This is a genomic window from Gelria sp. Kuro-4 (assembly GCF_019668485.1).
Classification (GTDB): Bacteria; Bacillota; DTU030; order DUMP01; family DUMP01; genus DUMP01.
The window spans coordinates 1,163,306-1,180,506 of sequence record NZ_AP024619.1 but is presented as its reverse complement, the minus strand read 5'-3'; the positions used below and the strand labels follow the sequence as shown (position 1 = coordinate 1,180,506).

Annotated in this window: 10 protein-coding genes; all 10 read right to left on the bottom strand. The window is 61.8% G+C overall.

The genetic code is table 11. The features are described 5' to 3' along the window. Positions 1-377: 377 nt before the first annotated feature. A complete protein-coding gene (locus K5554_RS05845; RefSeq protein ID WP_221040204.1) occupies positions 378-5,687 on the bottom strand; it encodes an S-layer homology domain-containing protein in 5,310 nt (1,769 codons plus the stop codon). A gap of 239 nt (positions 5,688-5,926) precedes the next feature. Further along, positions 5,927-6,760 carry a BTAD domain-containing putative transcriptional regulator gene (locus tag K5554_RS05840; RefSeq protein WP_221040203.1) on the bottom strand — a complete coding sequence of 278 codons (834 nt, stop codon included), beginning with the start codon at positions 6,758-6,760 and terminating at the stop codon, positions 5,927-5,929. A 326-nt stretch (positions 6,761-7,086) separates the two neighbouring features. Continuing rightward, a complete protein-coding gene (gene ade / locus K5554_RS05835) occupies positions 7,087-8,844 on the bottom strand; it encodes an adenine deaminase (RefSeq protein WP_221040202.1) in 1,758 nt (585 codons plus the stop codon). Between the two features lie 124 nt (positions 8,845-8,968). Further along, a complete protein-coding gene (locus K5554_RS05830) occupies positions 8,969-10,327 on the bottom strand; it encodes an NCS2 family permease (protein ID WP_221040201.1) in 1,359 nt (452 codons plus the stop codon). Positions 10,328-10,511: 184 nt separating this feature from the next. Continuing rightward, positions 10,512-11,408: an MEDS domain-containing protein gene (locus K5554_RS05825; RefSeq protein ID WP_221040200.1), complete on the bottom strand. Its 897-nt coding sequence runs from the start codon at positions 11,406-11,408 to the stop codon at positions 10,512-10,514. 133 nt (positions 11,409-11,541) lie between these two features. Continuing rightward, the gene (locus tag K5554_RS05820) at positions 11,542-12,642 is read right to left on the bottom strand and encodes an alanine racemase (RefSeq protein ID WP_221040199.1); all 1,101 of its coding nucleotides are present in this window, start codon (positions 12,640-12,642) and stop codon (positions 11,542-11,544) included. Positions 12,643-12,754: 112 nt separating this feature from the next. Continuing rightward, the gene (locus K5554_RS05815) at positions 12,755-13,645 is read right to left on the bottom strand and encodes a PhzF family phenazine biosynthesis protein (protein WP_221040198.1); all 891 of its coding nucleotides are present in this window, start codon (positions 13,643-13,645) and stop codon (positions 12,755-12,757) included. 419 nt (positions 13,646-14,064) lie between these two features. Then, on the bottom strand, positions 14,065-14,445 hold the full coding sequence (locus K5554_RS05810; protein WP_221040197.1) for a PIN domain-containing protein: 381 nt from the start codon (positions 14,443-14,445) through the stop codon (positions 14,065-14,067). A 97-nt stretch (positions 14,446-14,542) separates the two neighbouring features. Continuing rightward, complete coding sequence (locus K5554_RS05805) at positions 14,543-14,965, bottom strand: bifunctional nuclease family protein (protein WP_255565529.1); 423 nt, start codon at positions 14,963-14,965, stop codon at positions 14,543-14,545. A 405-nt stretch (positions 14,966-15,370) separates the two neighbouring features. After that, entirely contained in the window at positions 15,371-17,194 is a 1,824-nt protein-coding gene (glmS, locus tag K5554_RS05800; RefSeq protein ID WP_221040195.1) for a glutamine--fructose-6-phosphate transaminase (isomerizing), read from the bottom strand. Between the last annotated feature and the right edge of the window lie 7 nt (positions 17,195-17,201).

Below are 17,201 nucleotides of genomic sequence, written 5' to 3'. Positions count from 1 at the left end.
CCCAGGTGCTCGGCACCAAGTCTTATGCATGCAATTTCCAAGCCTCCAGCACCAAAATCCACGGATGAAAAAACACGTTAGATTAGAAATAGAACCTTAACTGTAGCGAGCGTCTGGCAATAACCTGCGTACTATGGCACGCTACTCACGCTGCGCTCTACCCGAAGGACCCCGTTACACTAATGGACCGTGGGGAACTCCTGGCTTTATCCTCCTCGAAAAGAGCCTTGTATCCATCGAAGCATGTCGAAGTCTGTCTTGGCCTTGAGTCGACAGGGCTCGACTCCGTTAGCTATTCATCGCATACGTTTTGGGTCTGCCCCAGGGCACGAGCTGCAATCGCAGCTCGTGCCCCACCAACATGTTAACCATCTTACTTACTTTTCCGCTAGTGTAAACGTGTCACTGGCACTAGCCAGAACCGTGTTCGTGTTCAGGTCCACAAGCTCGACGGTCACCGTGTAGGTCCCGAGAGGCGCCGTATTAGCCAGAACTACGCTGAAACTCGTCTCTGCCGTGTACCCAGCCGGCATCGGAAAGCCGACTACCGGGCCCCAGTATCCTTGGAACTTGCCGTCCACGAGGACGAAGGTCTCGTTGATCCCCTGCGTGTCGGTACTGCCGTCCACCTTGGTGATGGTAAAGACGCTCTCACGGGCCGTTCCGGCCGCAAAGTCCGCCGGGCCAGCCACGGTGATGTTGAAGCGCACGTTGTCGTAGGCCAAGCCCTCCGCCGGGTTGCTGCTCTGCGAGGTCACGGCCGCCTCTACACCCTTGTAAAGGGTCGCAGGCGCTTCCACTGTGACCGTGGGCTTCGCCACTTCCCACTCGATCTCGGCCCGGTACCAGACGCCGTCCTTCTTCACGAGGAAGACGTGGGTGCCCGGAATCTGGCCCGTGGTCTTGAACCAGAGGGTCTGGTCGGCATTGGCGGTGAGCTCGAAAACATCCGGCACATCCTGGCCTTCGGCCAGCGGCTTGATCTGGTACATGGCATCGAAGCTCGAAAGGTCAAGCCGGCTACCGTCCGTCTTGAGGAACTCGTACTCGACGTAGTAGGCTTGAAGCTCTTGGTTGTAGCCTTCCTGCCCTGTGGTTTTGGCTGTTACTGTCGTCGGCCCCACCCAAGACAGGGTGGCGGTGTAGGTGATACCGTTGTTGTCGACGATGGTGAACTCGTAGTCGCCCGCCGCTTTCTCGACGTTGAACCAGAGGGTGCTGTCGGTGTTGGCCTCGAGTCTCTTGGGCTCGGTCGCACCCGGCTCAAGCACGCTGATGCTCGTGACGTTGTCCACGCTCAGGTCGATGACCCTCGTGCCCACCTTCAGCGCGTACTCTTCATAGACCTTCCCGTCGTGGGCACCGATCCCGGTCGTGGCCTCCCAGGTTGCTGCTACAGCAGGCAACGGATAGCTAATGCTGGCAACGTACCAACCCTGACCATTTTTCGGGTTCTTCACAAGGAAGGTATGGGTGCCTTCCATCTGGCCCGTGGTCTTGAACCAGAGGGTCGCGTCCGTGTTGGCGGTGAGCTCGTAGACGCTGCCGTCCGGCTTGATCTGGTACATGGCGTCGAAGCTCGAGAGGTCAAGCCGGCTACCGTCCGTCTTGAGGAACTCGTACTCGACGTAGTAGTTCCCTTCGTGCTCGCCCTCCTGGCCGGTAGTCTCAGCGGTCACTGCCGTCGGCCCGGCCCAGACCAAGGTCGCGGTGTAGGTGATGTCGTTCTTGTCGACGACGGTGAACTTATAGTCACTCGCCGCGCTCTGGACGTTGAACCAGAGAGTACTGTCGGTGTTGGGCTCGAGCGTCTTGGGATCGGTTGCGCCAGGCTCAACCACCGTGATGCTCTGGACGTTGTCCGCGCTCAGGTCGATGACCTTGTCGCCCGCCTTTAGCTGGTACTCTTCGTAGACCTTGCCGTCGTGGGCGCCGATCCTCTCGGTACCAGCAAAGCTGGCTTCGATGGCACCCCACTCGATGGTGGCCACATACCAGGTGCCACCCTGCTTCACGAGGAAGGTGTGGGTCCCTTCCACCTGACCGGTGGTCTTGAACCAGAGGGTGCTGTCAGTGTTGGCAGTAAGCTCAACCACGCTGTCATCCGGCTTGATCTGGTACATCTTGGTAAACTCGGAGAGGTTGAGCCTGCTGTTATCGGCCTTGAAGAACTCGTACTCGACGTAGTGAACTCCATCGTGGTCTCCTTCCAAACCGGTCTTGGTAGCAGTTACTTCCGTCGGGGCAGTCCACTTGAGGGTCGCGGTGTAGGTAATATCATTCTTATCGACGACGGTGAAGACATAGTCCCCGCCCTTGTTCTGGATCTTGAACCAGAGGGTGCTGTCAGCATTGGGCTCGAGCGTCTTGGGCTCGGTGGCGCCAGGCTCAAGCACCTTGATGCTCTTGACGTTGCCCGTGCTCAGGTCGACGACCTTGTCGCCAACCTTGAGCTGGTACTCTTCATAGACCTTGCCGTCGTGGGCTCCGATCCCGGTCGTAGCCTCCCAGGCAGCCTCAACGGCGCCCCACTCGATCTCGGCCCGGTACCAGACGCCGTCCTTCTTCACGAGGAAGACGTGGGTGCCTGGAATCTGGCCCGTGGTCTTGAACCAGAGGGTCTGGTCGGTATTGGCGGTGAGCTCGGCCACGCTGTCATCCGGCTTCAGCTGGTACATCTTGGTGAAGCTCGACAGGTCAAGCTGCGTATCTTCGTCCACCATGAATTTGTACTCGACGTAGTATGCGCCTGCGTGCTCACCCTCTTGACCCGTTGTCGTAGCCGCAACTTCCGTCGGCCCGCTCCAATTCAGGGTGGCGGTGTAGGTGATATCGCTGTTGTCGACGATGGTGAACTCGTAGTCGCCCGCCGCTTTCTCGACCTTGAACCAGAGGGTGCTGTCGGTGTTGGGCTCGAGTGTCTTGGGCTCGGCAGCATTCGGCTCAAGCACGGTGATGCTCTTGACCTTGCCCGCGCTCAGGTCGATGACCTTGTCGCCGACCTTGAGCGCGTACTCTTCGTAGACCTTGCCTTCATGGGCACCGATCCCGGTCGTGGCCTCCCAGACGCCTTGTTGTACAGGCTGTTTGGCCGTCTGGTAGTAGATCACGTAGGGGGCTTCCATGGGGTTGCCCGCCAGGTCCTCTACGTCCGTGGCCTCGAGCCAGACAAAGCCAGCATGGTCGTACGGTAAGCCGGCCTTGTTGTTCAGTTCGAGTACCAGTACCTTGTTGTCGCTTTCATCGACGTAGGCAGCTGTGACCTGCACCGCTGCGCCCTGCTGCTGCTCTTCTTGGATCGTACCAGCGAATTTAATCGGTTCGCTGAAGGTCAGCCGCAGCTCGGTCACTGCCGCAGGATCGGTGATAGCTTTTCGGTCGCCTTCGGTCCCCGCGCCCTCATAGTCGGCCCAGGAGGTGGCAGCTACCGTCGGAGCGTCGGTGTCCGTCGCAGCCGCCGTGGTGAAGCTGAAGGTGTACTCCGCCTCTAGGTCATTACCCGCCAGGTCCTTCACCGCGCCGGCAGGGATGGTCACGGTGTAGATGGTGCTGTAGTCAAGGTCAGCGTTCGGGTCGATGGTCAGCACCTTGCCGCTCAGGGTCACGTTGCACTCCACCGTGGTGTCGGCAGCGTCCTTGAGGGCGATCTGGCCGAAGCTAGCACCCTCCTGCACGTCCTCGCTGAAGGTCACCGTGATGACCTTGTCTACCGGGACGCCGGTTGCATTGTTGAGAGGATCAGTACTGGCTACCATCGGGGCTGTGGTGTCTTCGAGAGCTTCAACCGTTATAACGCGTGTCTTAGTGGCAATAATGGCTACCTCAGAGCCTACAGTCTTTTTAACGAGTACATAAACGGTATACGTGCCAGCTGCAACATCTTTAATGGTAATGACTTCTTCTTGGTTAGTGTCCAGTTTCGTGGGGCCGGTCAGCTTCCCGCTCGGGTCTAAGATCCGGTACTCTGCCGATAGTCCTTCGCCCGCGTATACGTAAACCGTTAGGGTGACGTCTTTGCCTTCAGTGGCTTCAGTAGCGCCGGTGATCCTGATCTCTGGAGTCTCGTCCTCCGCAACCGCAGTCACGGTTCCAAGTTCTATCGTGACTTCTGCCGGCGCGCTGCTCGGGATTTCGACAATCGGAGTATCAGGAAGCTTGTTAGAAACAGCCTTGACCTGGTAACTGCCCTCAGGAACGCCGCCTCCAGTTGCAACAGGCAGAATGAAGTTGCCATAGACGCTGTCGGTGACGGTACGGAAGATGGGGTTCAGGGTGGCGACAACGGGAGTGTTGGTGAGCGGATTCCCTTCGTTGTCCACCAGTGTCCCGGTTAGTACCAGTGCCTTCCTTACGGTGATCTCGGCGCTGATGGGAGTGTTGGCAATGGAGAAGTCCTTATAGCCAACAAGGTAACTGTCCCCGTCTTGCTTTTGGACGCTCAGCTTGTAACTCCCCGGTGCATAGCTGCCAAAATCGAATTCACCGTTTAAGTCCGTCGTCCTCGTGGCAGTAGGTGCTAAGCTACCTGCGGCATAAAGCTCTACTTTGGCCCGAGGGACGGCCTGGCCCTTATCATCCTTCACAGCACCCGAGATAGCGTAGACGGTAGGCTCGGTGCCGCCACCACCGCCGCCTCCTCCACCGCCGCCGGTGGACCTGTACCAGTCGATGGTGATCTCTTTCTCCAGGTCGCCGGCGGTGGCTTTAACGGTGTCGGTGGCTTTTTCGGCCGGGCCGGTGTAAGTGAAGAAGGCAGTACCATCAGACTTGGTGGTGACGGTCTTCTCTTCTACGGGATCCTTTTTGTCGTCCCGCAGAACCTCGAAGGCAACCTCTACGTCTTTGACGGGTTTATCATTGCCGTCAAGTACGGTGGCGGTAATCTCGGCCTTAGTGCCGACGCGCAGGGTGTCGTCCTTGGCCTCGAGCTCCAGTTTGGCCGGGACGCCGGCTTCGGGCTGCTCGGCCTTGAGCTCTTCGGCCTTGACCAAGGCTCGCACGATAACGGCTGCGGTCTGGGCACGGGTGATAAGGCCGGCGCTGCCGTACTTGGCCAGGACGGCCTGGCGCTGCTCGGTGGTACGGGCCGTCTCCCAGGCGCGCCAACCGGCATCAGTAAGGCCGGCCGGTTTCGGTGCCAGGGTGGTGGGAGTGTAGCCGCCGATGAGGCCCAGGCTTACCGCCGTAGCCATGTCCGCCTTGGCCCAGGCGCTGACGCTCGCGGCATCGCTGAACGGAGCCAGGGCGGCGTCCTGCTCAGCGGCGCTGGTCAGCTTGGGGAAAGCGAAGGCGCGCACCAGCATGGCCGCCGCCTGTTCGCGGGTGATGGGGCGGTAGGGGCTGAAGGTACCGTCCGGGTTACCGGTAACATAGCCCCGGGCAGCTGCGGCCTCCACCTGGCCGGCGAACCAGTCGCCCGCCTTGACATCGCTGAAGCGAATGGGGCCGGACACCGGGCTGATGCCTAGGCTCTTGTTCACCATGGTGACGAATTCAGCTCTCGTCACCGTTAGTTCGGGCCGGAAGGTCCCATCGGGTAAACCGGAAACGGCCCCTTTTTCCATAAGCTGCCGTATGGCCTGCTCGGCCCAGTGCCCGGCGATGTCCGCGGCCTGTGGGGCAGCCAGGGACGGGAAGGCCGAGAGGACTAAAGCCAGGGCAGCAATCACGGCAATGAATCTGCGCACTCGACGTGACAACCTTGATACACCTCCAGGCTGCTTATTTAGGCTTGATGCGCACCCGTTTCACCGAAGTTATACTTCTTGTAGCCGCCACCACCCCTTTACTTAAAACGTGAAACCAACCACCTTCGCAACCCTACCTCAATACAAACGCCCCCTTCGCTACGCGTGTCGGTACGCGATGCCGAGCGCGGCAATCGGCAGGCCGATCACCTCCTTATCAACACCTCCTTAACAAGCACTCAGCGGAGAGAACCTTGACGGCTCTCCCCGCTGGCGATGCGGCGGTACAGTTCTTCGGTTAGGGGGCCGGGTGATATGCCTCGTTCGCGCTTTAAGATGTCCCGACAGTGGTGATACTGGGCTATGGCCTGGGAGCGGTGCCCCAAGGCCATGAGGATTTCCATGAGCATGCGATGTCCCTCCTCGTTACAGGGATCGAGTTGAATCAGATGCCCCGCATATTCAAAGGCCTGGCTGTGCCGCTCCAGCTTGATCAGCGTGTCGGTCAGATGCTCCAAGAGGTCCAGGTACGCCGTCTGCAGCCGCTGCCTTTTGGCCGCAGCCCAGGGCTCGATGGTATCGGTGAGAAAATCCGTCTTGTAAACGTCAAACGCGGCGGCGAAGGCGCAGGCCGCCTGGCGCAACATGCCCTGGGCGAGAAAGTTCAAGCCTTCGCGGCGCTCGCGCAGGAACTTCTCTACGTCGTAGTAGGCCACGCGGTCCCAATTGAGCTGAATATAGTCCCCCAGGCTCACAACAAAGTGGGACCCCGCACCGCGTACCCGCTCGGGCTCCAGCGTCCGCCGCAGGTTGTACAGAGTAACGGCAAGGTTATGGCGGGCCGCTTTCTCCTTGAGGTCGGGCCAAAACTCCTCGAGCAGGGTATTCACCGGCACAGGCTGCTCTGCCACCAAGAGGTACTTGAAGAGCTGGGCGGTCTTTTTCCGGTTCCAGTTGCGGGGGAGGATAGGGTTGGTCCCGCGACGGACTTGAAAGCCATTCAAACAGTAAATGGTAAGCTCAGCGGGCGTAGGTGCAGATGAACCAGAGGATGTTGCCAAGGAGATGGTCACGGCTAAGCCCCCTCCCAAGTTTGCCGACCGCAGTACCGCTTCTTCGGTCTTCTCCGCCTCCATTCTAGCATGGCTACCCCGTCATCTACGGTCGGGGTGGGATAAATGCGATATTTTTTGTTGGACCTGAATCCTTCGTTTTCGTCGCTGTACTCATTCGCCGCAGGGCAGCAAATTCCTCCCACTTCTGGTAGGATTGACCTATATTTTACTCTTTGTTGATGGGTATGTTGTCCTAGGGCGACATGAGTCGAAACCCGGCGCCACCATAATAAAAAACCTCCCAGCTTTCTGGGAGGTTTTGCTGCGCTTAAACCCCTTAAACCCTAAGCGAGAAAGAGCGGTACCAGCTGCTGCGTCTCCACGTCCACCAAGCCTTTGTCGGTGATTTTGGCCCGCGGCACCACCGGCAGCGCCAGCGTGGCCACGCGCAGGAGCGGGTTCACGCCCGCCAGGCCCAGCTGGTTCAGCGTACGCTTCATGTGCTGGATCTTAGGGGCCAGCTCCTCCGCCGTAAGCGGCGAGAGGAGCCCCGCGATGGGCAGCTCCAGCTTGGCCAGCACCTGGCCGTCCCGGACGCAGATGAGCCCACCGCCGCAGGCGGCCAGCTCGCGCACAGCCAGGAGCATGTCGGCGGCGCTGGTTCCCACCACGGTGAGGTTGTGGCAGTCGTGGGACACCGTGCTGGCAATGGCACCGCGCGTCAGGCCGAAACCGCTCAGCACCCCGTAGGCCCGGTTGCCGCTGCGCCCGTGCCGTTCCAGCACCGCAACCAGGTTCAGCCCGGGCACCCGGCCGTACTCCACTACGCCGTCCACCACGGGGAGCTCCCGCACCTCAAACTCCGTGCGGACGAAGTTGCCTGGCTCATAGGCCAGGAGGCGCGTCTTGACCGTGCCGCCCTTCACGGGCGCCCGCAGTACAAAGTCGGCCTCCGTAAGCTCCCGCCCCAGGTGCACCGTGTTCTCGCGCTCCAAGGGGAAGCAGGGCACAGCCGGCTCCTCGACCAGCCGGCCCGCCTGGGCCACCAGTTTCCCGCCGGTAAAGACGGCGCTCACCTTCACCTGTTCGAGATCGTCGAGGAGTACGATGTCGGCAACCTTCCCCGGAGCGATGGCGCCCAGTTCCTTCAGGCCCAACTGAGCAGCCGCCTGCAGGGTGGCGATACGGATGGCCGCCACCGGGGACAGGCCTTCGGCGATGGCGCGCCGCAGCACAAAGTCCAGGTGCCCTTCGTGGAGCAGGTCGTCGGCCTCGCGGTCGTCGGTGCAGAAGGTGAAGTTGGGCGGCAGGGTGAGCCCTCGGTACACGCCCACCGTTTCCTTAATGTTCTTGGCAATGGAGCTTTCCTTGGCGTCCACCGTCATTCCGGCGCGCAGTTTCGCCAGGGTGTCCTCCGGCGTGGCCACCTCGTGGTCCGAGTGCGGGCCGGCGCAGAGGTAGGCGGAAAGCTGGCGGCCACGCAGGAAGGGGCTGTGCCCCTGGATGATCCCGCCGCTCTGCCGCACTGCGTCCAGGATGCCGTTCATGCGCGGCGTCTGGTGGATAACGCCCAGGTAGTCCATGACCTCGGCCAGGCCCACCACCCGGTCCCACTTCAGCATGGTACTGATCTCCGCGGCGGTGAAGTCCGCCCCCGCCGTCTCGATGCCGGGGACGGAAGGCACGCAGGAGGGCGCCAGGATGAGGATGCGCAGTGGCAGGCCGGCGCTGGAATCCACCATGTACTTGACACCCCGGAGCCCCAGCACGTTGCCGATCTCATGCGGGTCGGTGAGCACGGTGGTGGTCCCGTGGGGCAGCACCGCCCGGGCGAAGTTGGCGCTCGTCAGCATGCTGCTTTCGATGTGGACGTGGGTGTCGATGAAGCCGGGCACCGCATAGCGGCCGTTCCCGGCGACGACGTTTTCCCCTTCCAGGTGCTCCTCCCCGGGGGCAGTGACATGGGCGATGTAGCCCTGAGAGATGCCGATGTCGGCCGGGTAAATCTCCCCTGTGTAGACGTTGACGAGCTGGACGTCCCGGATCACCAGGTCCAGGGGGCGTCGTCCCAACGCGGCTGCAATGAGTTCTGAGCGGTTCATGGGCTGACCTCGCTTTCTTCTTAAACCTGGCTGCTACACATCTTACCGTAAAAACATGAAGGCCGGGGCCGGCGCTTTTCCCCGGCCCCGTTACTCCCGCAGGACAGGCTGACAGGATTTTTGCCTAGGCCTTCAGCAAATAAAAGTAGTATAGGAGGGGCACGCAGAGGACATACAGGCCGGCCGGAACCTCGCGGTACTTCCCAGAGAAAACGTTAAGCAGTACGTAGGTGATGATACCCAGCGAGATTCCGTTGGCCAGGTTGAAGGTGAACACGGTCACGACGATGGTGATGAAGGCCGGCAGCGCCTGGGTGAAGTCGTCGAAGTTCACGTTCTTAATGGTGGACATCATCTGCAGGCCGATCAGGATGAGGGCCGGCGCCGTGGCGGCGGTCGGGATCATCACCGCCAGCGGGGTGAGGAACAAGGTGGCGAAGAAGGCCAAGGACGTCACCAGAGCAGTGAGGCCCGTCCGCCCACCGGCTTCCACGCCGGAGGCCGACTCCACAAAGGTGGTCACCGTGGTGGTTCCAAGGAGCGCCCCCACGCAGGTGTGAATGGCATCCACCAGGAACGGCTTCTGGATTTCCGGCAGGTTGCCGTCTTTGTCCAGCAGGCCCGCCTTGCTGCCGACGCCGAGAACCGTACCCATGGTGGAGAAAAAGTCGCCCATGAAGAAGGTGAAGATGGCCGGCAGGAAGGCCAATTTCAGCGCTCCCGGAAGGTTAGCCTTTAAGGCAATCGGCGCGATGCTGGGCGGCAACGAAAAGAGAGCAGGCGGTACCTTGGTGATGCCCATGGGGATACCGACCAGCGTGGTGAGGGCAATGCCCGCCAGCAGCGCCCCCCGGAAGCGCAGCGCCATGAGCACGCTGATAATAAAGAAGCCAATGATGGCGAGGAGTGCCGTGGGCTCCCAGAACTTGCCCAGGGCCAGCAGGCCGGTTGCCTTGGACACGGTAACCAGTCCCGCATTCTTAAAACCGAGCAGGGCTATGAAGAGGCCGACGGCGGAACCGATGGCGAACTTAATGGTGGTGGGTACCAGTTTCACCACCATCTCGCGCAGGCCGCCCACGGTGAGAAGCACAAAGATGATACCGGATACAAGGACCATGCCGAGCCCGGTCTGCCAATCGGTGACGCCGCTCGCCACCAGGGTGAGGGCCAGGAAAGCGTTGGAGCCCATGCCGGGGGCCAAGGCAAAGGGGCGGTTGGCATAGAGGGCCATGTGCAGGGTGGCCAAAGCGCTGGCCAGGATGGTGGTCACCGTAAGGGCCGGCACGGGCATCCCGGCTGCCGAAAGAATAGCCGGGTTGACAACAATAATGTAGGCCATGGTCATGAAAGTCACCAGCCCGGCCATAACCTCGGTGCGCACATCGGTCTTGTACTTGGAAAGGTGAAACACCCGCTCCAGCAGGCCGCCGGCTGATCCGAGCTCCACAGGAGTTTTTTCCGCCTCTGCAACCGTCGACATTGCGCTACCTCCTCGAGTACAGTTCTTCTTCCCTATCCCCGAACTATTCCTTATTCTAAGGGTTTATCGGCTGGAAATCAAGGCCTGCTCCGAACTTTTTTGCTGCCAATCATACTATCGTTCGCATGCTGAAACAAAAAGAAGACGCGGGTACTTACCCGCGTCGCCGGGCAGAGCAGGCGAATTAAGGGTCGGGCCGGGCGATGGCCAGCATGAGCTGCTGCTGCCAGTGCCCCAGGTCTTTCACAGTAGCCGCCGCCTCGCGGGCAGCACTCAGCAGGGGATGGACGGGAGGCTGTTCCCGCCTCGCCGCCGCTTCTACCTGGTAGTCCAGTTCTGCAAAACCCGCCACCACCGTCAGCTGGTCGGTTAACCGGCCGAGGATGGCGGCCAACGCATCCGAAAGGGCGGCCAGCCGGGCCTGTTCTACTGCGAGGGCCTTCTTGGTCCGCCCCAGGCGTGCCAGTTCCAAGCCGAAATCCACCAGATCGGCCAGCTGCCCCGAAAGGGGCAGCTGTCTGCGCGATACGGGGCCGAAGACTTTGCCCGGCAGTACCTCAATGGAGAAGTAATCATGCGCATATATCAGGTCCAGCGCCTGGCCGCGGTTCACCTGAAAGAGATCATACACACAAAGCGCGGAAAAAGGCACCTGGTGCAGGAAGACATCCACTTCCCGTTCGTAATGCACCACCTCCGGGAACGGAACCGGCAGGGGCAAATCCACTTCACCCACGGCAAAGAGCTGCGTGTACCCCTCTGCCCGGGCCTCTTTCCACTCGTTACGCCAGTAAGTGAGTAGTCGCTCGCGCCACCCTTTACCCGGTGCTGCGTAGAGCCGCTCGCTGGAAACGACGACCGCCTTCCCACCGGCCCAGGCAGGCAGGACAACCGTTTCCGAGCCGTCCTTCGCTGCCGGTGAGCGTTTGGAGCGTTTGGCCCAAATAAACTTGGCGTCACGGGGAGCAGGGGCAAGGGCGAACTGCTGCGGCAGAAGATCACCCTGCGTAAAAGCCACCCCGTGACGCCACGCTGGATCCGCTGTTTGATACTCCATGCCGCCGGCACTCAAGGAGTGCACTCTCCTCTCCTCGGTCTTGCCAGTACTCCCTCATCCTGACATATTATACCGCTTGGTGGAAAAGCAGTCAAAAACTAGAAATCAACAAATTCTCCTGTTCTAACCCATGCTTCGGCACCGTTCGAGCTTCTGGTCACCGAGATTCACCGCGGGCCAGGATGGGCCAGGCGTTGACAACTCGGCCGTCCCGCACGCCGTAGATGCGGTCGTAGAGGTTACAGGTGGGGCAGGCGTGGTTGGGGATGATCTCAACCCGGTCGCCGATGGCCCAAGCACGGCCGGGCAGCGCGGTGAAGACGCCGTGCTCGTCGGACAGCTTCTCCAGGTGGAGGTGCGGCAGGCCCTTGAGCACCCCGTACCCGTGCGTCTGGCAGACGCCGGCGCCGCGCACGAAGGCGGTAAGGGCCTTCACCCCGGCGTCCAGCACCACGCGCTCGGGGGTGGGGCGGCTGGTCACCGTGGTCAGCACAGTGAGGGCACAGCGCGCGTAGGTACCCAGGAGGTTGGCCTGCGCCGCGTCAAGAAAGATGTACGTACCGGGGCGGATTTCGGTGATGCCGGGCAGGATGTCCGCCACGAGGAGCGCCGGGGTGGCGCCCACACTGATCTCTTCCACCGGCAGGCCGTGTTGCCGCAGGAGAGCAGCCGTGGCCAGCATATCCTCTTGGCTGCGGCGAAAGACCGCCTGCACCGCGGCCACGTCCGGTGCGCCGTAACTGTGGCCCTCGTGAGTATAGATGCCCCTGAGGCGTAGGCCGGGTGCAGCACTGACGAGGCGGGCCAGTTCCAGGACCGGTTGCCCCGGCTGCACCCCGGTGCGGGCATCGCCTGTATCCACGTCAATCAGCACATCCAGCGGCTCCGCCTCGCTCGCGAAGGTCTCCGCGAGCGCGTGTACCTGTACTGGGCTGTCCACCGCCACCGCCAGGCGCGCGCGGCGCGCCAGCCGGCGCAGGCGCGTAAGCTTCAACGGTCCTACGATCTCGTTGGCGATGAAGATGTCGCTAAGGCCCGCCTCCACCATCACCTCCGCCTCGCCCAGCTTGGCCACGGTAATCCCGTGCGCCCCCAGCTCTACCTGGCGTCTGGCCAGCGCCGGCGTGCGGTGCGTCTTGGTGTGCGGCCTCAGCTTCACCCCCGCGCGGTCCGCCTTCGCCTGCATCCAGCGCAGGTTCTCCTCCATGATAGCAACATCCACCAGCAGCGCCGGCGTGTCGATGTCTTCAACCCGCATTTCCCTGCTCACTCTCCTTTTGCGGTGGTGCCGGGAACCTGGGAATGTGCCGGCCGTAGATGGGAGCATTTCGGGGCGCTTTGATCACATTAAGGCGATCATGATCACGTTGCTAGAGCAGCCGCCCCTTGGCCACGGGGACGACACGGCCGCCGACGTAAACGTTGATGTGGCCGTCTTCCAGGTGGCCCTTGAGGCGAAGGGCGGAGGGGCGGCCGATCTCGTACCCCTGCTCCACCTTGATGTCAATACTGGAGGTGCCAAAGTAGTTGTGCTGCACCAGGTAACCCGCCAGGCAGCCGTTGCCGCTCCCGGTGGCCGGGTCTTCCGGAACCCCCAGGTAGTGGACGAACACGCGGACGTTGAGCCGGCCGGCGGGAGTGTACGTCTCGGGCGCGAACACTAAGATGCCGCGCGCCTCCAGCCGCTCCCACAGGTGCGCCAAGCGGTCCAGGTTCACCTGGGCGGCGCGCACGTGCGCCAGGGATGTAAGCGGGACGATGAGGAAGGGCAGGCCCGTGGAAACCTCCTGCACGGGATAGCGCGTGTCCACCGCCTCCGCCGGCAACGAAAGAACCGCGGCAGCGCCGGCCGCATCCACCGTAGGGCCAAAGGTGGGCTCCACCTGCTTCATGACGAGGTCTGCAATCTCCCCGGCGGCCGTGTAGCTTACGGCCACGGGGATTTTCCCCACCTTAAGGTCGAGCACCACCTCCGGCACCGGCGCGCGCACAAACTCCTTGAGGATTACATAGGCCGTGCCCAGGGTAGGGTGGCCGGCAAAGGGCACCTCCCGGGCCGGGGTAAAGATCCGCACCTTGAAGGTATTGCCGGCGCTCTCCAAAGGAAAGATGAAGGTGCTCTCGGAGTAGTTCATCTCCTTGGTGAGTTTCTGCATCTCGGCATCGGTGTAAAGGTGACCCTGCGTGAACACCGCCAGCTGGTTGCCGGCGTACTTTTCCTCGGCAAACACGTCCACCAGGTAGAACTCGCGCTCGCTCACTCACTATTCCTCCTCTACGTTATCCGGAGCAGGCCTGCCGGGCCATTAAGAGCAAGGCCGGTTCAATTGTGACTTTCATTAACTTCACCAGGGCGGGCCGGATTCCTTCTCCCACCGCCTCCAGCGCCGGCTCAGTCAGCAAGAAAAATGCCTTGGGCAGTGCCCAACCCGCGCCCTGCTTGCCTCTGCCGTGATACGGTGCGAAGAGAAGCGGTGCCCGTCGCCTGGTGGTGTCGCCCGGCGCCAGGCACCGTTTTGATCGGCTGCGGGGCTTTACTTTATGGACCCGGCGATCTTTTGCATTTCCTCGAAGGATAGACGCGTCCCCTTTCCTTGGGCCACATAAGGGAAGGGGCCGGGTAACAGGCAAGCCCGACTTGGCCGGCAAGCCGGGCTCTCTTAGCGTGGTGACAGCCGCTCTAAACAAGCCGGCTCTCATAAAGCCGAGGGTCAAAGGTAGGTACGCAGGGAAAGCGGCGGGCGTTGGATGTGGCTATCGTCAAGTTCCTCCGTTCCGCCAAGGCCCCTTGCAGGGCATCCAGCAAACCCAAGGTAACACCCTGGCCCCGGTATTCCCACCGGATCTCCCCTGCCCGCACGGCATCTTCGAAGGAAATGGGCAGAACGGTGAAGGCCCTGAGGTACTTCCGCGCCGCTGCCCTTTGTGCCGGTGGCAGGCCGGTGAAAAACTCAGCAACGCTTATTACCGAAGTTGCTAAGCGTTCAGGGGAGTCAGCGAAGGAACCCAGCCACTTCGTCACCGCCGGATGTCGTCGTGGATAACGTAGGGTGCCGGGCACCTGGGATTTCTCCCCAGGTGCCCGGCACCGGCGATACACAGCTCCCGCAGACAAAGCCGGGCTTTCTTTCGGTTGGCCTAGAGACCAGATCGTCTTGTTAGTTGTGCTGGATGTTCAGGTCGGCCGGGTCCAAGGTAAACTCGATGAGCCGCAGGTCGATATAGACAGGCGCGTCAAAGGCCAGAGCCAGAGCGATGGCGTCACTGGGACGCGCATCCACCTTGTGGACTTCGCCGCCGTATTCTACATGGAGGAGAGCATAGAAGGTGCCGTCCTTGATGTCTGTGATCACGACCTTTTGCACTTTGGCGCCCACCAGGTCCAGCAGGTGCTTAAGAAGGTTGTGGGTCAGCGGGCGTTCGGGGGTGATTCCCTGCAGGTTCATCCAAATCGCCCTGGCCTCCACCGGGCCGATCACTATCGGCAGCAGCTTCCTTTTCTCTTTGTCACCTAACATCACCATGTGGTTGCCGCTTTGGTCCACCGCCACAGCCTGCACTTCCACCTCAATCTCGGACACCGTCCCCACCCCCTTTATGATAAATCTTCGGCACAGCTGTCGAAAAACCTGCTCAAGAGAAGGAGCGTGGCGGAGCACCATTTGCTCCTCTCATCCTGTTAGACGAAAGCGGGGTCACTTTGTTTCATCGCAATCGGACCTTCTCAACCCTGCTGCCAGGCGCCCGCCGCGAGCGCTTGGCAAGAAGCGTTTGAACAGAAAACCTCCTCACCTCAACAACTTCCCAAAGGTTCGGTGCATGGCTATTTCTGCAGCCGCCGGACCACTCGAAATGTATTGGTAAGTTCTCGCCGAGTTATGCGGGCGCTAGAGCCTGACCGAGCGGCCGCCAGCATGAGGACCACCAGGCCCCACACGGACAGCCCGGGCGCCTGGGAAGTATTCCCAGGCGCCCGGCACTGGGTTTTATTCTACGGTGACGCTTTTGGCGAGATTTCTCGGTTTGTCGACGTCGCAGCCGCGGGCGACGGCGGCGTAGTAGGCGAGGAGTTGGAGGGGGATGACGGTGAGGACGGCGGAGGCGGGTTTGACGGTGCGCGGGATGTAGAAGACCTCGTCGGCCAGGCGGGTGATGCCGCGGTCGCCCTCGTGGGCGACGGCGATCACATGCCCTTCGCGCGCCTTTACCTCCTGGATGTTGCTGAGCATCTTCTCATAGATGTCCGGTTGCGTGGCCAAGGCGATCACCGGCACGCCGCGGGTGATGAGGGCGAGGGTGCCGTGCTTGAGCTCGCCGGCGGCGTAGGCCTCGGCGTGGAGGTAGGAGATCTCTTTGAGCTTGAGCGCCCCTTCCATGGCCACGCCGTAATCGATGCTGCGGCCGATGAAGAAGGCGTGCTCGCTCTCGCTCACCTTCTCGGCCAACGCCTTGATGGCGGGCGCCTGCTCCAGAATCTCCTGCACCTGGTCCGGAAGCAGCCGGAGGGCCGCGGTGATCTCCTCCGCTTTTTCCGCGCTCAAGGTGCCGCGTGCCAGGCCGAAGCGCACCGCCAAGAGCACCAGCGCCAGCACCTGGGTGGTGTAGGCCTTGGTGGAGGCCACGGCGATCTCGGGGCCGGCCCAGGTGTAGATGATGTCGTCCGCCTCGCGGGCGACCGAGCTTCCCACCACGTTGGTGATGGCGAGGATCCGGCTCCCCACCTGCTTTGCCTCGCGCAGGGCGGCCAGGGTGTCGGCTGTCTCGCCGGACTGGCTGATGATGATCACCAGGTCCTCGGGGCGAAGGAGCGGGTCGCGGTAGCGGAACTCGGAGGCGATGTCCACCTCCGCCGGGAGGCGGGCCAGCTTCTCCAGGACGTACTTGCCCACCAGGCCGGCGTGATAGGCGGTGCCGCAGGCCACAATAAAGGCCTTGGGCAGGGCACGGATGCTCTCATCGTCGATGCCGACCTCGCTAAGCTCCACGTGGCTGTTCTTCAGGCGGCCGGCCATGGTGTCGCGCAGGGCGCGGGGTTGTTCAAAAATCTCTTTGAGCATAAAGTGCTCGTAGCCGCCCTTTTCGGCTTGTACCGGATCCCACTTCACATGGAAGACCTCGCGCGCGATGGGCAGGCCCTTGGTGTCCGTAAGCTCTACGCCGCCGGCGGTAAGGACGGCCATGTCGCCGTTTTGTAGGATGTAAACCTCGCGGGTGTGCTCGAGGATGGCCGGGATGTCGGAAGCGAGAAAGTTCTCGCCCCGGCCGAGGCCCACCACGAGCGGGCTGTCTTTCCGCACCGCCACCACCTTATCGGGCTCGTCGGCCGCCAGGACGGCCAGGGCATAGGAGCCCTCCAGACGGGCCACCATCTGGCGCACGGCGCGCACCAGGTCGCCCTTGTACAGGTCCTCGAGGAGGTGGGCCAAAACCTCGGTATCGGTTTGGGACTTGAAGGTGTGACCCTTTTCCTCCAGCTCGGCTTTAAGGTCGGCGTAGTTTTCGATGATCCCGTTGTGGGCGACGGCGAAGCGGCCGGTGCAGTCGGTGTGCGGGTGGGCGTTTGCGTCGGACGGCCGGCCGTGCGTGGCCCAGCGGGTGTGGCCGATGCCCACCCGGGCGGGGATGTCCTTGTCCCGCAGGCGCTCCTCCACCACGCTCAGGCGCCCCACCGCCTTCTCCAGCCAGATCCGGCCATCCACCACGGCCGCCACGCCGGCGGAATCGTAGCCTCGGTACTCGAGTTTCTTTAAACCTTCAATCAGGACGGGCACCGCTTTACGGTGACCGATATAACCGACAATGCCGCACATACGGCTC

Bases quoted from the DNA above. Each gene is read 5' to 3' on its own strand.
- ade (WP_221040202.1), bottom strand. From the start codon at position 8,844: ATGAACCGCTCAGAACTCATTGCAGCCGCGTTGGGACGACGCCCCCTG.
- K5554_RS05830 (WP_221040201.1), bottom strand. From the start codon at position 10,327: ATGTCGACGGTTGCAGAGGCGGAAAAAACTCCTGTGGAGCTCGGATCA.
- K5554_RS05820 (WP_221040199.1), bottom strand. From the start codon at position 12,642: ATGCGGGTTGAAGACATCGACACGCCGGCGCTGCTGGTGGATGTTGCT.
- glmS (WP_221040195.1), bottom strand. From the start codon at position 17,194: ATGTGCGGCATTGTCGGTTATATCGGTCACCGTAAAGCGGTGCCCGTC.